This is a genomic window from Hoyosella altamirensis (assembly GCF_014191505.1).
Classification (GTDB): Bacteria; Actinomycetota; Actinomycetes; order Mycobacteriales; family Mycobacteriaceae; genus Hoyosella; species Hoyosella altamirensis.
In genome coordinates this window covers 96638-113017 of record NZ_JACHWS010000004.1, presented here as the reverse complement: position 1 = coordinate 113017, position 16380 = coordinate 96638, and the positions used below count along the sequence as shown (strand labels likewise).

Here is a 16380-nt window from a genome sequence, read left to right as displayed (position 1 = left end):
CCTCAGGCCGTCACCGCGGCGGCGAGTCCGTGCATGTTCAGTATGTCTACAGCGCTGTAACGGACCCTAACGAAGCCCGCCCGCTCAAACTTCTTCAAGACGCGATTCAGTGACTGCCGCTGCACGCCGAGCATCGCCGCGAGCGTCTTCTGCGGTAGTTCGACGACGCCATCGACCGCTTCATCGATCAGCATCCGTGCTACCTGTTCGACCATCCCGCACCCCAGGAGGCCGATGATCCGGTCCTGGCTGGTCGCAACACGCTGCGCGACGGTCTGCAGCCAGCGGCGCGCCACCGTCGGGTGCCGGGAAAGTAGATCTTCGAAGTCCCTGACCCCGAGAAATAGCAGCGTCGCGTCTCCGAGCGCGTGGGCCGAGTACGGCATCGGGTGTCCGAGGAAATGCTGCACATCCCCGTCAACGTCCCCACCACGCAGAATCTGCACCACCACTCGCCGCTTGCCTGATCCGACAGTCAGCTCGACGCGGCCACTCTTCACAATCCAGACCCCGGCCGAAGCCTCTCCACCAGTGAAGATGCGTTCCGCGAAATCGTAGGAGCGAGCCTGTATGCGAGCCGCCAACGCGTCGACGTCATCCGGCCGCAGAGGCACCAGGTCCCCCTGCCGACGCAGCGAGTTACCCAGGCCGCATGCCGGAGTGCGGCATCGGCCTCCGGGTCGCTCCCCAGCAGCGCTGCTGCCCGACTAACGAACCAGCGGTGATGCCCGAAATCCCCATACGGCCATCGTGCCCGGTTTAACCGGATTTTGCTTGCACCGCGACATTGTCACTTCGGTGACAGTCACGCTGTGCGCATTGCCCACCCTGCATAGCGTGACCGATGTACCGACTACGCCGAATGCCCGAAAGGTAACCATGGCACTCTCGGAAAGCACCGCTGGTGTGGTGAAAGACGCCGGTGAACGGCGCCCGAGGTTCCGTCATGGCTACTGACCCGCCGCAGGCAGCGGCCTTCCGCGCCTACGTCGAACCCCGAGATTGAGGTGCTACTCCGCGTGGGGCGCACGCTCACCGGCAATGCGATTGATGCCGAAGACCTCGTACAAGAGACCCTGATCCGGGCGTGGCGTGCTGTAGAGCAGTTTGATGGCAGGTATCCACGCGCGTGGCTCTTCACGATTCTGCGCCACACGCACTCCAGCATGCACCGTCGAATGAGACCCGACATCATCGAGGATCCGGCAGGTGCGACACGCGCTCGGCCAGCGTTCGGTGCACGGCCGAGCGAATCTCCTGAGGACACGTTCATAGACAACACCCTCAGCGCGGAAGTCGATGCTGCGCTCAGCGGCCTCGATCCGGTATTCCGCACCACCTTGCTGCTCATCGACGTAAATAAACTGACGTATGCGGAGGCGGCCGAAACCCTCGGGGTACCGGTGGGGACCGTCATGTCCAGGTTGAGCCGAGCTAGAGACCGGATGCGCAAAGCATTGCGGTCACGAGGACTGGTCAGGCAAGGGGGTGCAGCGTGATCGGGATGCTTCGGACGATGGTCACCTGCCACTGGTCTGCGAAACGAATACAGCATTATCTTGACGCTGACGCCGCCTCACCATTGGGTCCCAGTGACATTCAGAGACTGGAAGCGCACCTCGCCCAATGCGACAAGTGCTGGGCTCTTGCTGAGGAACACCGCCGCCTGCGGAGCCTCCTTGACAATTGGGCTCAGCGAACGCTGCCCGATGCGGCCACCGTGCAGCGGGTCCACGGTTTCCTTGACGATCTCACGGTCCGTGATCCGCGCGAATTCCCAAACAATTGACCAGCCTAATCGACTCTGCCCGCGCGGACTTGAATGTGACCGCCCCGCAAACTTGCCGCTTCCACATCAACGCATCGTTCCTCCACGAGCGTCCAAGGCCGGGCTGTGATGTCCGCGCCACCGAGGTAGCAGGCGAGGCGAGCCAATGGGGCAAAGACCCTCGCGAGCCCATTGGGAAGCTGCATATCAGCAACAGCGATCCGGGCACCGGACCGTGATGCGGCTACCGCGACTTCGAATCCCGCACGCGGTTCGCGCATCAGTGACAGCGCGTAGGTGGCGATGACGGCGTCAAAGGCTGCGCCATCGATAGCGTGAGTGAGTTCATCTGACGTCACTTCCATTGCATCAGCCTCCAGCAGCGAGACGTTACTGAGCTCCTGCCGCGAGGCTTTGCGCTGCGCCTGTTCCAGCATCTCAGGGCTCCTGTCGAGCCCCACGTAAACCCCGTGCGGACCAATCTTTCGGGTGACTAAAGGGAGATTCAGTCCGGTTCCGCAGCCGATATCAAGAACCTTCATCCCCGGCTGGATCCGAAGCATCTCGACCGCAGCTATCCTGCCCGCCCGATAGACCGGCCACTCCGCCGAGATTGCGTCGTATACCCGTGCCGACATCGTGTATTTCGTCTGGCCCAAGAATTTGTCTGGCGCCATCGTTCTCCTCGAGTTGGGAAGCATTCACAGCACCTACCCAGTTCCTCAGGTCTGTGCCCGAACGTTAGCCGAGTCCACGCTTCCGGGGGAAGAATCCTTACAGCACATGCACAAACCGCTCACCCGCTTGACACGAGGAGAATTCGGTAGTGAAGAACGTGGAAACCAAGGTGTGGGATCTGCTCGTGGTCGGCGGCGGATCAGCAGGGATCGTGGCAGCGAAGACCGCCGTCAAGCTTGGTGCATCTGTCCTCCTGGCCGAACACGAACGTCCCGGCGGCGACTGCTTGTGGACCGGTTGTGTCCCCTCAAAATCGCTGCTCGCCGCAGCTCATCACCGTGCTGGTATCCGAAAATCGGCCGCCCTGGGCGTGCATGCCGAGTCCGTGACGGTTGACTTCGCCGCGGTCAGACGCCACATCGACACAGCAATCCGCACAATCGAGCCAGTCGATGCCCCAGAAACGCTGCAGGCGGAAGGGATTCACGTTGTGAAGGGCGCCGTGACGTTCATCAGCGACGGAAAAGCTGCGATAGGTGGTGACCGTGTGGCGTACCGCCAGGCGGTCATTGCTACGGGCGCATCACCCATCGTTCCCGGTATTCCCGGTCTGCGTGACTTCGTGACCAGTGAAACGATCTGGGATCTCCGTGATCTCCCGTCCCGACTCCTCGTCCTCGGCGGTGGAAGCGTCGGCTGCGAACTCGGGCAGGCTTTCGCCCGACTGGGTTCTTCGGTGACACTGGTCGAAGCCACTGACCAGATTCTCCCAGCGGAATCTCCGGATGCCGCGGCAATCATCGCTGATTCACTGAGACAAGACGGTGTGAACATACTGACTGGGCGTGCGCTCACGGAGGTGACTGGAAACAACCCCGGAGTCCCTGGAAACACTGCTGTCCTCGCCGACGGCACCCGCGTCGAGTTCGATCAGCTCCTTATCGCTGTGGGGCGCCGCGCGCGAACAGCCAAGCTTGGCCTCGAGCACGTCGGCGTGGCTGTCGATGAGCAGGGACGCATTGTCGTCGATCGTTCGATGCGAACATCGAATCCGCGAATCTGGGCTGCCGGAGATGTCACGCCGTTGCCGCAATTCACGCACACCGCCGGCGCTTTTGCGAGCATCGCCGCGAGCAATGCGATTCTCGGATTACGTCGCAAAGCAACGACTTCGGCGATCCCGCGAGTGACCTTCACCGACCCCGAGGTTGCCTCTGTGGGCAACACCAGCGCAGCTCACGGAACTCGGCAGCAGACGATCACACATGATCACCTTGATCGCGCGGTGACCGAGGACGAACGACGCGGCTTTTCGCGGCTCCATTTCGATCGGAAAGGTCGCATAGTCGGGGCCACGGTGGTCAGCCCACGTGCCGGGGAAACCATCGGAGAGCTGACATTAGCGATCCGGCTAGGCCTGCGCGGGCGTGAACTCGCCGGCACGATCCATCCCTACCCCACGTTCTCCGACGGCGCATGGAACGCGGCGATCGCGGATACCCGCGAGCAGCTCAATGCACGGTCAGCGCGGCGTGTGATCCGGGGACTCACGAGCGCAAGAAGTATGTGGCTGCGCCTGCGGCCGCACCGGCATTAGGGACATTCCTCGCAATTTCGGGAATGCCTCGTTCCTGCCACCGGGTTGCCTCCACGTACGGATACCGGCTCCATTTATCAGCAGTCAGCTGACCTGGACGCCTGAACCAAGGAGATAAACATGAGCACGAGCGCAGCCAATGCTTCAGGTCACGCAGTCCAAACCTCGAACTGGACCCGTTGGGGGGTGGCGGGGGCAGTCGCAGGCGCGGTGTACGGGTTCCTCGTCTTCGTCGTGAGTTCCTGGGTGCTGCTGCCCCTCACCGCCTCGATCCTCGGTGGCGGAGATCCGATTCGCGACATGCCGACCATGGTTGGCTACCCCACCTTCATCGCCGAACACATCCTGTTTGGCCTCGTCGTCGGGCTGCTACTGATTCCAGTGGTCCGCAAAGCGCACCCGCGTCGATAGCGCGGGCTACGGGGGTACATCCGCCGACTCCCCCCGTCAGTCGGCGGATATGTCCCGCGCCGCGCGCACCGCGTCAAAGAAGTGGTGTACCGATGCCTTCTCACCAGCCGTGACGTGAATCTCAGCGTAGCTCCCCTGACCGCTGATCTTTCCGTCCTCAGTTCGCAACCCGATCCGTACCAGCAGACCCTGCGCCTCAGGCTGTGCCTCCACTCCCACGTGGCTCACGTGCCAACGCTGCGGAGAACTCCCCTCGGACTGTCTATCGAAGACCTCGAGCGTTCGATGGTCGAGGACCAAGATGTAACGGTTCCCAATCGAACACTCGCGGTAGCTTCGCATCTCAGCAGAGTAGCGACCGGGGCTAGCTCAGCGCCCGATATCCCCCAACGATCCGCTGCGCCGCACTCACCCCAACAACAACTGACCACACCAGCGCTATCTGCCATCCGAACATCGGAAACAGCAGCCAAAGACTATGCACAAGCACCGTTTCGGCGCCTTCGGCTAGGCCACCCAGAAACGATAGCGACCTTCCATCATCAAGCGTCCGGCCAGTCTTCTCTGCGATCGACGAAAACGCGAGAAACGCTGCCCCGTTGATGTAATAGGCGAGCAACACGAGCAGAAATGGCCACTGAGGCGCACCGAATGCAGCCGAGACACCCACGGCAACGCCAACGACGGTGCTTCCGTACACGATGAAATCAGCAGTGATGTCGTAGAAGCCACCGGCACCGGACTGCGCCTGGCGGTGACGCGCCAGGGGCCCATCTAGGCCATCGGCACACCTGGACAGCAGCCACAGCACCAATGCGATGTACCACCACTGCAGCCCGGCAGTCACCGCACTGCCCAGCCCGAGGACCAGTCCAGATGTCGTCAGCCGATCCGGCGTGACCCAGCGTTTGTCCATCGCCGCAGCAACGCGCGCGAGCGGGGCTTCGAGAACCCTGCGCAGTGGCGCGTCAAACACGATCAGCGAGCTCCGGCTCGGCATTTCTCATGCGTCGAGCGTAGTAGGCACCCCCCGCGGTCAAAAGGACAAACGCCGCGATAGCGGCCGCGAACGGCCATGAGAGCGGCTGGGTTCCGAATGCGCCAAGAGCGACGTAGCTGAGCACGCCCGGAACAATGCCGAGCGCAGTGCCAAGGAAATAGTCGCGCGCCTTGATTCCGCTGATCCCACCGGCATAGTTCACGAGCCAGAACGGAAACAGCGGTACAAGACGCACGAGCAAGACAGCCACAAATCCGCGTCTGCGCAAGAAATGGACAACACGTCTGGTTCTCGTACCGCCGTAACGGACTACAGCTTCCGCACCCAGATATTTGCCGAGCAGATAGGAAACGGTCGCCGCCATCATCGCGCCCACAAACACTACGGCGGCTCCGCCAACGAACCCGAACAGCACACCGCTGGCAATACTCAAGACACTCGCCGGTGAGGGGATCGAACTCAGCGCCGCGTAAACAAGCACGAAAACTAGCGCACCCAGCAATCCTGCGCTGGCGACCTGGGAACGAACTTCCGCGACAGTTGGGACGTCGATGATGATCGCGGCTAATGCTCCCACGATGATGATGCACGCAAGCACCGCGAGCTTCACCAAGGGAGTGAAGAACTTCCGGCCGGTCTCGTCCTGGTGCACAGAACCTCCATCAGAGCTGGTGGTCACAAAGCTGTCACGTCAGGAAGGCTTTGAGTCACCACCAGTGTTCCCGCTGCAGTCTGGTACCGCCACGAAGCGGCCAGAAACTGTGCGAAACTTCGAACTCTGAATGAGGGAGATGTGATGGCAGCGAGACGGATCGGGCGCCCGCTTGGCGCTGTGGCAGTGGCCGCTGTGATGGCTCTCGCTGGGTGTTCAGCACCCTCTCCGGATGCCCCGGAACCAGCTGAAACAACCTGGACGGAGGTCGAAGAGGCGGCAGTCGGCCAGACAGTCTCGCTGTGGATGTGGGGCGGGGACGAGCAAGGTAACCGCTACGTCGATTCTGTTCTGGCACCGGCAGCAGCAGAGGCTGGAGTGACCCTGCGGCGCGTCCCGGTCGCCGACACCGGAGAGGCAGTCAATCGGATCCTTGCTGAACGTCAGGCAGGCATCACCGACGGTGACGTCGACCTCGTGTGGGTGAATGGCGATAACTTCGCAACCGGGAAGCAGGCTGGCGCGTGGCTGTGCAATTGGACTGACCAGCTGCCGAACATGCAGTACACCGATCCGGAGGATCCGTTGTTGCTGTCCGACTTCGGTACACCAGTGGATGGCTGTGAAGCGCCGTGGCACAAGGCGCAGTTCACGCTCGTCTACAACGAAGCGGCGATCCCCGACCCGCCAGCCACATTGGAAGGCGTCCTTCAATGGGCGGAAGACAATCCAGGCCGGTTCACATACCCCGCGCCCCCGGACTTCACGGGGTCGGTCTTCATCCGGGAAGTCCTCACCCGAGTCGCCAGTGACGTGCCGCTCGAGTACAGCGATGAGGCGTATGAGCAGCACAGCGGGCCCTTGTTTGACGCTCTCAATGACCTCGCTCCCGCCCTCTGGAGATCAGGGCGCACCTACCCACAGAGCGTCGAGGAGCTGAACCAGCTCTTTGCGGACGGCCAGGTCGACATGACGATGACGTATGGTCCGGCGACCCTCACGGATCTTGTGGCGCGCGGAACGTTCCCAGAAACCACGCGGGTACTGCTTCTCGATGAAGGTACCGTCGGCAACGCCAGCTTCCTCGCCGTACCGTCGACCTCCGGTAACTCGGCCGGGGCCCGTGTCGTCGCGAACATCGCCCTGTCGCCGCAGCAACAACTCGAGAAGGCGAAACCGGATGTGTGGGGACAGTTCACCGTCCTCGACTCAGATCGGTTGAGCGACGAAGACCGCGCCCTTTTCGATGCGCTGCCAGAGTCACCGGTCGTTCCGGCCTACGAGGACCTTTCCCGAAACGCGCGTCCGGAACTCGAAACTGCGTGGGTTCCCGCACTAGACGAAGGCTGGCGGCGCACAGTCCTCGCGGGACGCTGATGTCAGGGCGGACGGCACGGTTACGAGCGACAGCGCTGCTCCTCCCTGCACTCGTCCCAACTGCAATCGTGCTTGTCGCAGGGCTTGGCACCGTTGCCCTACAGGCATTCGGATTGATGCCTCTTGTCGGTGAACCGGCGTTCAGTACCCAGACGTTCACGGCACAGAGCGATGACCTGATCACGGCCACTCTGCTGTCACTGGCGATAGCCGCATCGTCGACAATTCTGGCGTCCCTCATAGGGCTTGCCGCCGCCCTGGCGATCGTCGCGAATGGAAGGGTCGTCGCGGCGCTCGCGACGTTGACCATTCCCATCCCGCACCTGATCGGTGCCGCCGCGATCGGACTGCTCCTTTCCGACGCCGGACTCCTTGCCCGCGTATTCAGGATGGACTCTGCAACGTGGCCGCAGCTGGTCGGCGGGCGCTGGTGGATCGCTGTGATCGCGGAGTTCACGTGGAAGGAATCCGCGTTCATAGCGCTCGTTGTTGCTGCAGCGCTCGCAACGCGCGTGACTGGCTATTCGGAGGCAGCCGCGGTGCTCGGCGCTGGTCGATGGCAACGGTTCCGGCTCGTCACATTGCCCCTCGCGACACCCGCGCTTGCCGCTGCAGCCATGATCACTTTCGTCTATTCGTTCGGCTCATTCGAGGTGGCACGGCTGCTCGGCCGTCCGCACCCTGAACCGCTGCCGGTGATGGCGGTGCGGCTCTTCTCCGCTATCGATCTGGCCGCGCGACCCAATGCTGCTGCGGCCGCCAGCGTTTCGGTTGCACTCTGTCTGATGATGCTGGCTGCCGCGCTGTTCGTCCTCAGGAGGTCGTCGCTGTGGCGGTAGGGACCGTGGCGAGGGCCGGGCGAGTGCTGCTCGTGCTGTGGTTCTTGCTGCCGCTCGTCCCGATTCTTTTGTGGTCAGTGGCGAACCAGTGGCGATTTCCCGCCCTGTCCCCTCAGGAATGGGGACTTACGGGACTCCGGAGCGCCCTGTCAGCGGGTGCCGTCGACGCCTTCGCGACGTCGGCGGTACTTGGCGTGAGCGTTGCCGGGCTGGCTACGCCGGCGGGTGCCCTGGCAGCCAGGGCGCTGGTTCTGCACAGGGTGCACTTCCGCGGTGCTGCTGCTGTGGTGCTGGTAGCGCCCCTCGCGTTCCCGCCGTTCGCGGTCGCGATGGGACTGGACGTTCTGATCCTGCGCGCAGGAATCCCTAATCTGATCGGGGCCGTGCTGATCCTGACAGTGGTGGCGATCCCGTATACGACCTACATCATGCGCGTTGGCTTCGGTGCCTACGACATCCGCTTCGAAGAGGAGGCCCGGACTCTCGGGGCATCTGGCTGGGTAGTGTTCTGGCGGGTTCAGTTGCCTCTTCTGGCGCCCGCGATCGCCACCGCAGGCTTCCTCGCATTTCTCGTTGGGTGGACTGACTACATCGTGACGCTCCTAGTCGGGGGAGGCCGGCTGGTTTCCGTCCCTGTTCTTGTGGGTGCATTCGCAGCCGGATCAGGCAATCAGCCGGTGGTGGCGGCGCTGTCTGTCGCTGCGATCGCACCGCCACTCGTATTGTTGCTCCTGTTATGGCGCCTGCGAGGAAGGAGAGCCCCATGAGTACGCTCTCGCTTCACTCACTCACGAAAGCCTTCAATGAAAGTGCCGTGATCCGGGACATCGACCTCGAAGTCGCCGCCGGTGAATGTGTCGCCGTCCTCGGACCTTCCGGTGCTGGTAAGAGCACGATCCTGCGCCTCATCGCAGGACTGGAGCCAGCTTCTTCAGGCACGGTTGCACTCGGTGACCGCAATGTCGATGGAGTTCCCGCGGAACGACGCGGTGTCGCCCTGATGTTCCAGCGGCCGTTGCTTTTCCCACACCTCAACGCTCTGGACAATGTCGCATTCTCGGCCCGGTCGTCCGGGAAGTCGAAACGTTCCTCCCGACTGCACGCGCAGTCCTACCTCGAGCTGGTACAGCTTGGCGATTTTGCGTACCGTCGCGCCACGGAACTCTCCGGTGGTCAGGCCCAGCGGGTAGCGCTCGCGCGTGCACTCGCCGCCGAACCTCGCGTTCTTCTGCTGGACGAGCCGTTCAGTGCACTGGACCCTCAGTTGCGAGGCGAAATGCACAGCCTCTTGCGCCAGATTCGCCGCGAGCTTTCGCCGACCATTCTCCTCGTCACCCACGATCAGCATGAAGCCGCGGTTCTCGCCGACCGGATGGCGATTCTGCTTAACGGCACCATCGCGCAGATCGATACCCCGCACCACATTTACACCCGTCCCAGGTCGCTCTCTGTGCACCGGATGATGGGCGGTATCAACGAGATCTTCGGTGACGTCCGAGACGGTAAGCATCACTCCACGGCCGGTGTCTTGACCGTCAGCCACAGTTCGGGAGCCGGCACACTCGTGTTCCGCCATGAAGCTGTGGGCGTCACCGAGGCGTCAGAGCCTGGGGACCTCGCCGGAGTCGTCGCCGCGATGGAAGTCATCGGCGCACGGCAGCGCCTGCACATCAACATAAACGGCGGGAACGTGACTGTCTGCGCGGAAGCTCCTCCAACGCTGCATCTGCCACCGGGCTCACGCGTTTCACTGCACATCCCGCAGGCGGCACGACACGTGATTCCGGAAGAAGCCCCAGCGACGATGTCCAAAATCCTGAAAAAGGGCTAGCCCAAAAGCCGCATTTTGGGCGCTTTCGCGCTTAGGCTCGTAGGCGCCGCTCATGCGGCCACTAATCGCGACTTTCCTGCGAAGGGCTTCCATCGTGTTCGCTTACACCCGTAAGTCAGGCGCCGTTATCACCGCCGTCGCCGCAGCTTTCTTTCTCGCCGCCTGCCAGTCAACCCCTGTGGATGATGAGACCGCTCCCTCGCCTGCGACTGGTCCTGCTGACGAGGTAACCGCCGCGAGCTTCGAAGTGTGGGCACTCGACCAGGCTGACACCGTAGAGGACGGTGGCGGCCTGCTGTACATCTGGAACGGGGACGAACTGGGCAGCGATGCGCCCTCAGACGCAACCGCTGAAGTCATCGATCTTGGGGCCGCCGCGGAGGCCGCGGGGTGCGAACTCGCACAGCGGCCGCACATGGTTCTGCCAAACAATTCAACGCCACCGACGCACATGATCATCTCCAATGTGGCGTCCGGTGATACTCACTTCATGGACATCGAGACCCGCGAAATCACCGGCTGTGTCAACACGGCGGAAGGGTTTGACGGTGCGGGCGGCTCGCACGCGGCGCATGCGAGCGTCGCGAGCCCAGATGACAGCTTCGTCATCGTTGCTGACATGAATCACGGTGACGACTCCGGCTTTCTCCACAAGATCCAGACGGACTTCAGTTCGGACTCCTACGAACTCACCGAAACACTTGTGCTGGAGGATTACGCGGCTGAACTCGACAGTGACTTTGTTCGTCCGATCTGCCACGAGTTCACCTCCGACGGGCGTTTCGCCTACGTCACCCTGGCTCAGGGCGGCCTCGTGATTGTGGATACCGGGACTGCTGACGGAAGCACGCCCATGGAGGTCGTGCAAGTACATCCGGCGGACACGATGCCGGGCGCCGGGTGCGGCGCGTTCCCCGTCTCTGATGACTTGATGCTTACCAACGGTGAGAGTGGCGCGTCTGGAGGCGACGATTTCCTGTTTTTCCACGACACCAGCGGAGTCAATGATGGTGCGTTCCCGGAACCTTTCACTCTCGAGTTGCCCGGTGAGGATACGCACGGCACAGCCTTCTGCACCGACGAGGATGAACGGGAGTACGCGCTCTCATTCATGCGAGTAAGCAATGACATCAATGTCATTGACATCGAGGCACGCGAAGTTGTCGCGACGGAATCGATGGCCACTGAATTCAGCCCCAATCCGGCTCCGGACCTCGCTTATCTCAGGGACGGAAAGGTATTCGTCAGCCTGCGCGGTGCGGAGCCGCTGACAGCCATCACAAGCCTGGTCGACGGTGATCGGACGCCGGGTGTCGCGATCCTCACCGTCAGCGACGATTGCCGCGCCTTCACGTGGACCGAAAGCGATTTGCTCGTCATGGAAGACAATCCGAATACGGTCGACATCGACAGCAGCGGCGTGTCGGCAGCAGATCCGCACGGGCTGGCGGTCATCGAACGCTAAAGCCGCGGTTCGCGCGTAGCCGCACCCCCGAGATCATCCTCGACGAAACCGCCGTCGCGGGCCACCACGTTGTGTGCCAATGGAAGCTGATGCGATTCACTTTCGAGAATGTGCATCAAGTATCCGGCTGTGTTGGGCAGTGCCACAATGTCTCCCACGGCGACTCCATGGGGAAAGCTCAGTTCCCGCCGCAAAATCAGCTCATCCTCGACACAGTACGCACCGACCAGGTACCCGGAGAACGGTTGATTCGGGTGGCCCGATCGTGGGCCTCGCACGAGAACAGGATCTAACAGAAAATCCGCTGACGTCGATCGGCATTGCGTGCGGTTCATCTCCAAGCCGACCAGCGGAATGCCATCGCTGGTCCTCTTGCGGAACAGCACCCGTGCGAACGTCACACCACACCCGTCGAGCAGTGAACGGCCAGGTTCGCACCGCAGATGCAATCCGCGTTCCCGCAAATCGGACGCAAGCGTGCGGGGCCGATCACTCGAGTTCGAATACGCGTCGACCAGTGCGCTGAACCAATCCCCCCGGACAGGTGCCTGGTAGTACGGGTATGTATTTCGGGTACCCACCAGAGCACCGGCCTCCGCACGTCGCCCAAATCCATCGTTCCGCCACGTCAATGGAGGGCCCTCACCGAGGGTCGCGGCCTTGTGTGCACTTTCGAAAGCGTTCCATTGGGCTTCGTCATTGAGGTAGCTCATTGGGATGCCACCGCCCATATCGATGAACGTGGGACTGTGCCCGCGCTGCCGAAGGTCGTCTATGGCCGCGACAGCCTCGCTGAGAACCAGTGCACGATCACGCGCGGAGTATCCGTGGAGGTGAAAGTGAATGCCGTCGATGCGGAACCCGGCAGTATCGCGCGCATCCAGCCACTCAAGCCAGTCCGGCACCGAGAGACCAAAGCGTGTCGGAGCGATGTCTCCATTCTGAGACGCGATACGCAGCGCGACCGGTGCCGGTCCTCCGCCAGCGCCCAGCGCAGCTGTGAGGGCGAGATACGCGTCCGCTTCGTCATAATTGTCGAGGGCTACCGTTACGCCCGTCGACAGGCTCAGCTCGAGCAGTCGCGGTGGTTTCACGGCGGCCGTGACGATGACGTTCTGTGGCGGCACTCCCCGTTTGAGGACCTGACGTAATTCACGCTCAGAGGCGACGTCGACGCCAAGGCCAGCCTGGTTGGACGCATCGACAAAGCTCAGTGCTTTGTTGGCTTTCCGCGCGAAAAACACCCGCAGATCGACTCCGTGGAATGCGGCTGCATCGGTGAGCTCAGCAGCGTTTCGCCGGAGAGCCCCCGTGTGGATCACATTGACCGGTGAGCCGTATTCATTCACTACCCGCTCGGTCGCTGTGGGATCTGAAAGCAGTTCGCTCATCCAGTTTTCCAGCCGCGCGGTGAGCGGTGGGAGCCCGACGCACATCTTCCGGATATCGCTGTTCATGCGGTCCCCTCGATTCGCCTTATCACTCGGGCTGCCCATCGTTCAGGATGATCATGCAGCCCGCGATTCAGCGTGTCATTCCCGATCACCGTGTCTTCGGTGGGGCGGCCCAGCGCGGACAGCCCGGCCGTAGCGCCCCGCAGCCCCAACACTTGCGCGTCATCCGTGATCATGACGCCCCGGCGCCCGTCTGGAATCCACACGTCACCGGACGCAAGCAAGGACTCAAACAACGGGTCGACAATCTGGCGCCAGCCAGGCGGGGGCAGGACCGCGTCGACATGGTGATCGTACGGTCCACCCTCATCCAGTTCTCCTATGATGAAGTCTGGTACAACAACACCCGAGTCAATCAGCGCCAGTAGTTTCTCGGCGTTCACCAGCGGCGGCCCGAATGCGAAACGCTCTAGCGTGGTGGCGAGCGACATGAACACCGCCCAGTCCCGAGCCTGCATGTCGGGCCCCGGGTACCGGTCGACTACCGTGCGGTAACCAATCGCCCACGCGCGTCCCAGCGCATACGCGGGACCAGGTAATTTCTCGCCACGGCTGACCTCCACCGAGTCACGGAATTCGGCGACCGCTCGAGCACCCGAATCCCTCGCTCGGGATGTTTGCGCGGGGTCCCGGCCGGTCCGCAAACTTTCCGAAATCCGTCCTCGGTCGACAGGCGTACCCAATTCCCAGAGAATCGCGTGAGCCGCGCCGACGATCGCTTCCTCCAGTGACCCCACGTCACCAACTCCGACAGCCGCCCACTCCTTGGACGCCGCCTCAACTGCATCCCGAGGCAGGGTGATCTGTGGTTTAGCGTGCAGAAAACCGCCCGAACGTGAACTCGGGAAGAGAGCACGCGGCTCCCTCCCACTGGGAACATAACGGCAATTCGCACCCCGCCCCTCGAAACGGCCACCACGGCCCTCTGTCAGAACCAGCGCCCCATCGATGAAAGTCAGTGCCGCGCCGCGGAACCGAACCCGGGAGTGCGGCGCAATCACATCGAGGTTCTGGATCGGGTATACGGAACTGACCGTGCGACCCGCACCCCTGGCGAGCGCTCCGTCCCATGATGACCCGTGGCCCACAGTCAGCAGCACCTCGTCGTACGGCCCGAGTTCGCTACCGGATATCACGTGCCATTTTCCGTCCTGAGCTCGTCTCAAGCCGGTGACAGCTGATGCTACGTGGCGCACCGTTACCCCCGGCGCAGCGGAAACCATGCGGTGGAACGACCTCTCGAGATACGTGCCGACGGCGGCACGGGGCGGGAAACGCTCGGAAGCGATCAGCGGTTCAGCTTCCCGGGCCCACACTCGCCATGTCGGCCGACTCATACTCGTCCGGTGCTGCGGCCAGACTGAAACAATGTCCGCATCGACGTTGAGACGCAAATACTCCGGCAGCGAAGGCTGGTACGCAGCACCGTGACCCGGCGGCTGCGGATCAAAAAGGTCGACGCGCAGCTGCCCTTGCGTACCACGCGAATGCGCCAGGATGGACTCAAGCGCGAACAGGCCCTTCGGGCCGGCACCAACGATGGCAACTGCGAACGCAGCCCCACGAGTGCTTACAGCCATCCTTCGGCCTGCTCCCTCGTGAGCCCGAGCACCTCATGGACCCACGCATCGTCGTACACGGTTTCGGCGTACGGCATGCCGCCGTCATGGGCGATCAGCACGACCGTATCGGACGGATCGAGTCTCGGCAGTCGGCTGCGCACGGCAGCAACTACTCCTCCCGTTGACGCGCCCGCGATGATCGCTTCGCGCCGCGCCAGTAACCTGCAGCCGCGTACGCAGTCAGCTTCGGAAACCCGCATCACTTGGTCCGGGCGTGCACGAGTGGAAAGGTGTGTTTCCAATCCCGCACCTAAACCCGGGAGATACCGCGTGTGCGGGCTCCCGCCGAAAAGCGCACTACCCTCCGAATCGACCGCCGTAACGCGCGTTTTCAGGCCTTTTTTGTCTATATAGTTGCGGCATCCGGTCAACGTACCGGTCGTGCTTGTTGCGACGAAAAGCTGATCGATCCTGCCATTTGCTTGTTCTGCGATCTCCGCCATGGTGCCGAACTCGTGAGCCTGCGGATTAGCTGGATTTTCATACTGATTGAGATTCACTGCGCCGGGAATTGAGCCGACTATCCGCCTGACTTCCTTCAGACGAGCAGCAAGCAAGTCTGATCCACCCGCTTGGTCAATCTCCACAATTCTGACATCGGCCCCCAGCGCGCGCATCATCGCGATCGTGGCCTTATTCGTCCGCGAATCGGCGACGCAAATAAACCGGACTTCCCGCTGCAGGCAAGATCGCGCGAGCGCGAGGCCAAGATTCCCCGAGCTCGACTCGACCACCGTGCCTCCAAGCTGGAGTTGGCCGGCCGCAAAGGCGCTTTCAACCAGGGAGGCCGCGGTACGGTCCTTCGCGCTGAAACCCGGATTGAACATCTCGAGTTTCATCAGAACGGTCTGGGGTGCTTCGGGAAAAAGCCGCGCAAGATTTACCAGGGGTGTTCGCCCCACTAGCTCCGAGATATTCGAGGCTACTGCCAATGCCGGATCAGCCATGCGAGAGTCCCTTCCCGGACCGGCATTCACGACAAGTCGAATGCGCAGCTATTTTACAAACATGCCAGGATAGGTGTTGTCTGCTCAGCACCACTTTCCTACAAATCCGTAACGGCAGCTAGTCGGCCAACCTGCGCTGCAACAACGTGTGAATTCCGAGCACCACCGCGACCACAACCGCCGCAACAATGCCCGCAACCGCGGCTGCTGCCCCTGGATCGCTGCGCACCAAACCACCCGCGATCGCACCGAAGGACGCGAAAATCCCGATCCACACTGCTGCACCGATAGCCCACCACGCGATCACACGCCGATAGGAAATTCCGTGCGCAGCGGCGATGAAGGGCGCGAAACAGTGCATCAGAGGAAGCACGATCGCCAGCGCGATGAGCGGGCCGCCGCCACCGCCATGAAGGTATCTTTCCGTGCGTTCCCACGCTCGATGCCAGCGTGGGTGCCTAGCTGCCCACTCCTTGATCCGGCTGCCAAAAACAGCACCGAGGAAGAAGCCGGATGTCGCGCCCAGCAAACATCCTGCGATGCCCGCGAGAATCACGGAAATCAGCTGCGCTGGGTGGTCGATACTGACACCCGCGATGAGAACCGTGATGTCACCAGGAACGAACGGGCCCACGAAGGCGGTGGTGTGCACCATCATTAAGGCAGCGAATATTACCGCTACAAGGCCCGGGTGCTGCGCCGCTAGCCCGTGAAACAGCTCAACAATGTGAACTTCCAC

18 protein-coding genes are annotated in these 16380 nt (G+C 62.2%); 9 read left to right on the top strand and 9 right to left on the bottom strand.

Annotation, left to right across the window (positions count from 1 at the left end; translation table 11 throughout):
• Positions 1-2: 2 nt before the first annotated feature.
• On the bottom strand, positions 3-614 hold the full coding sequence (locus FHU29_RS19670) for a Crp/Fnr family transcriptional regulator (RefSeq protein ID WP_232322834.1): 612 nt from the start codon (positions 612-614) through the stop codon (positions 3-5).
• A gap of 405 nt (positions 615-1019) precedes the next feature.
• Here FHU29_RS19670 and FHU29_RS19665 point away from each other — a divergent pair, with 405 nt between their 5' ends.
• Together FHU29_RS19665 and FHU29_RS23890 are read left to right on the top strand one after the other, a co-directional pair.
• Positions 1020-1499 carry an RNA polymerase sigma factor gene (locus FHU29_RS19665; protein ID WP_232322835.1) on the top strand — a complete coding sequence of 160 codons (480 nt, stop codon included), beginning with the start codon at positions 1020-1022 and terminating at the stop codon, positions 1497-1499.
• A 5-nt stretch (positions 1500-1504) separates the two neighbouring features.
• The gene (locus FHU29_RS23890; protein ID WP_221195250.1) at positions 1505-1789 is read left to right on the top strand and encodes a zf-HC2 domain-containing protein; all 285 of its coding nucleotides are present in this window, start codon (positions 1505-1507) and stop codon (positions 1787-1789) included.
• 5 nt (positions 1790-1794) lie between these two features.
• On the opposite strand, the gene FHU29_RS19655 is transcribed toward FHU29_RS23890, so the two are convergent.
• Entirely contained in the window at positions 1795-2445 is a 651-nt protein-coding gene (locus FHU29_RS19655) for a class I SAM-dependent methyltransferase (RefSeq protein ID WP_083962072.1), read from the bottom strand.
• A 149-nt stretch (positions 2446-2594) separates the two neighbouring features.
• Between FHU29_RS19655 and FHU29_RS19650 the strand changes: the two genes are divergently transcribed.
• The gene (locus tag FHU29_RS19650) at positions 2595-4043 is read left to right on the top strand and encodes a dihydrolipoyl dehydrogenase family protein (protein WP_083962073.1); all 1449 of its coding nucleotides are present in this window, start codon (positions 2595-2597) and stop codon (positions 4041-4043) included.
• 120 nt (positions 4044-4163) lie between these two features.
• Entirely contained in the window at positions 4164-4454 is a 291-nt protein-coding gene (locus tag FHU29_RS19645) for a hypothetical protein (RefSeq protein ID WP_064438432.1), read from the top strand.
• Positions 4455-4490: 36 nt separating this feature from the next.
• On the opposite strand, the gene FHU29_RS19640 is transcribed toward FHU29_RS19645, so the two are convergent.
• Genes FHU29_RS19640 through FHU29_RS19630 form a run of 3 tightly spaced genes read right to left on the bottom strand, consistent with a single transcriptional unit; the run spans position 4491 to position 6106 of the window.
• Positions 4491-4796 (bottom strand): hypothetical protein, encoded by a 306-nt coding sequence (locus FHU29_RS19640; protein WP_064438433.1) that lies wholly within the window; start codon positions 4794-4796, stop codon positions 4491-4493.
• A gap of 22 nt (positions 4797-4818) precedes the next feature.
• Entirely contained in the window at positions 4819-5454 is a 636-nt protein-coding gene (locus FHU29_RS19635; RefSeq protein WP_232322836.1) for a CDP-alcohol phosphatidyltransferase family protein, read from the bottom strand.
• Entirely contained in the window at positions 5423-6106 is a 684-nt protein-coding gene (locus FHU29_RS19630; protein WP_064438434.1) for a TVP38/TMEM64 family protein, read from the bottom strand. Before FHU29_RS19630 ends, FHU29_RS19635 begins: the two co-directional genes overlap by 32 nt.
• Before the next feature lie 144 nt (positions 6107-6250).
• On the opposite strand from FHU29_RS19630, the gene FHU29_RS19625 reads away from it, so the two are divergent.
• Genes FHU29_RS19625 through FHU29_RS19605 form a run of 5 tightly spaced genes read left to right on the top strand, consistent with a single transcriptional unit; the run spans position 6251 to position 11618 of the window.
• Positions 6251-7483: an ABC transporter substrate-binding protein gene (locus FHU29_RS19625; RefSeq protein WP_064438435.1), complete on the top strand. Its 1233-nt coding sequence runs from the start codon at positions 6251-6253 to the stop codon at positions 7481-7483.
• Complete coding sequence (locus tag FHU29_RS19620) at positions 7483-8322, top strand: ABC transporter permease (protein ID WP_064438436.1); 840 nt, start codon at positions 7483-7485, stop codon at positions 8320-8322. The genes FHU29_RS19625 and FHU29_RS19620 overlap by 1 nt, the downstream gene beginning before the upstream one ends.
• The gene (locus FHU29_RS19615; RefSeq protein ID WP_064438437.1) at positions 8313-9089 is read left to right on the top strand and encodes an ABC transporter permease; all 777 of its coding nucleotides are present in this window, start codon (positions 8313-8315) and stop codon (positions 9087-9089) included. Before FHU29_RS19620 ends, FHU29_RS19615 begins: the two co-directional genes overlap by 10 nt.
• The gene (locus FHU29_RS19610) at positions 9086-10153 is read left to right on the top strand and encodes an ABC transporter ATP-binding protein (RefSeq protein ID WP_183377626.1); all 1068 of its coding nucleotides are present in this window, start codon (positions 9086-9088) and stop codon (positions 10151-10153) included. Before FHU29_RS19615 ends, FHU29_RS19610 begins: the two co-directional genes overlap by 4 nt.
• Before the next feature lie 52 nt (positions 10154-10205).
• Positions 10206-11618 carry a hypothetical protein gene (locus FHU29_RS19605; RefSeq protein ID WP_064438439.1) on the top strand — a complete coding sequence of 471 codons (1413 nt, stop codon included), beginning with the start codon at positions 10206-10208 and terminating at the stop codon, positions 11616-11618.
• Here FHU29_RS19605 and FHU29_RS19600 read toward each other — a convergent pair.
• The 4 genes from FHU29_RS19600 to FHU29_RS19585 all read right to left on the bottom strand — a co-directional run bounded on the left by FHU29_RS19600 (position 11615) and on the right by FHU29_RS19585 (position 16380).
• A complete protein-coding gene (locus tag FHU29_RS19600) occupies positions 11615-13075 on the bottom strand; it encodes a type III PLP-dependent enzyme domain-containing protein (protein WP_064438440.1) in 1461 nt (486 codons plus the stop codon). The genes FHU29_RS19605 and FHU29_RS19600 overlap by 4 nt on opposite strands.
• Entirely contained in the window at positions 13072-14652 is a 1581-nt protein-coding gene (locus FHU29_RS19595) for an FAD/NAD(P)-binding protein (RefSeq protein WP_064438441.1), read from the bottom strand. Before FHU29_RS19595 ends, FHU29_RS19600 begins: the two co-directional genes overlap by 4 nt.
• Complete coding sequence (locus tag FHU29_RS19590) at positions 14643-15641, bottom strand: pyridoxal-phosphate dependent enzyme (protein ID WP_064438442.1); 999 nt, start codon at positions 15639-15641, stop codon at positions 14643-14645. The genes FHU29_RS19595 and FHU29_RS19590 overlap by 10 nt, the downstream gene beginning before the upstream one ends.
• Positions 15642-15759: 118 nt before the next feature.
• Positions 15760-16380, bottom strand: a complete 621-nt coding sequence (locus tag FHU29_RS19585) for a DedA family protein (protein ID WP_064438443.1) — start codon at positions 16378-16380, stop codon at positions 15760-15762.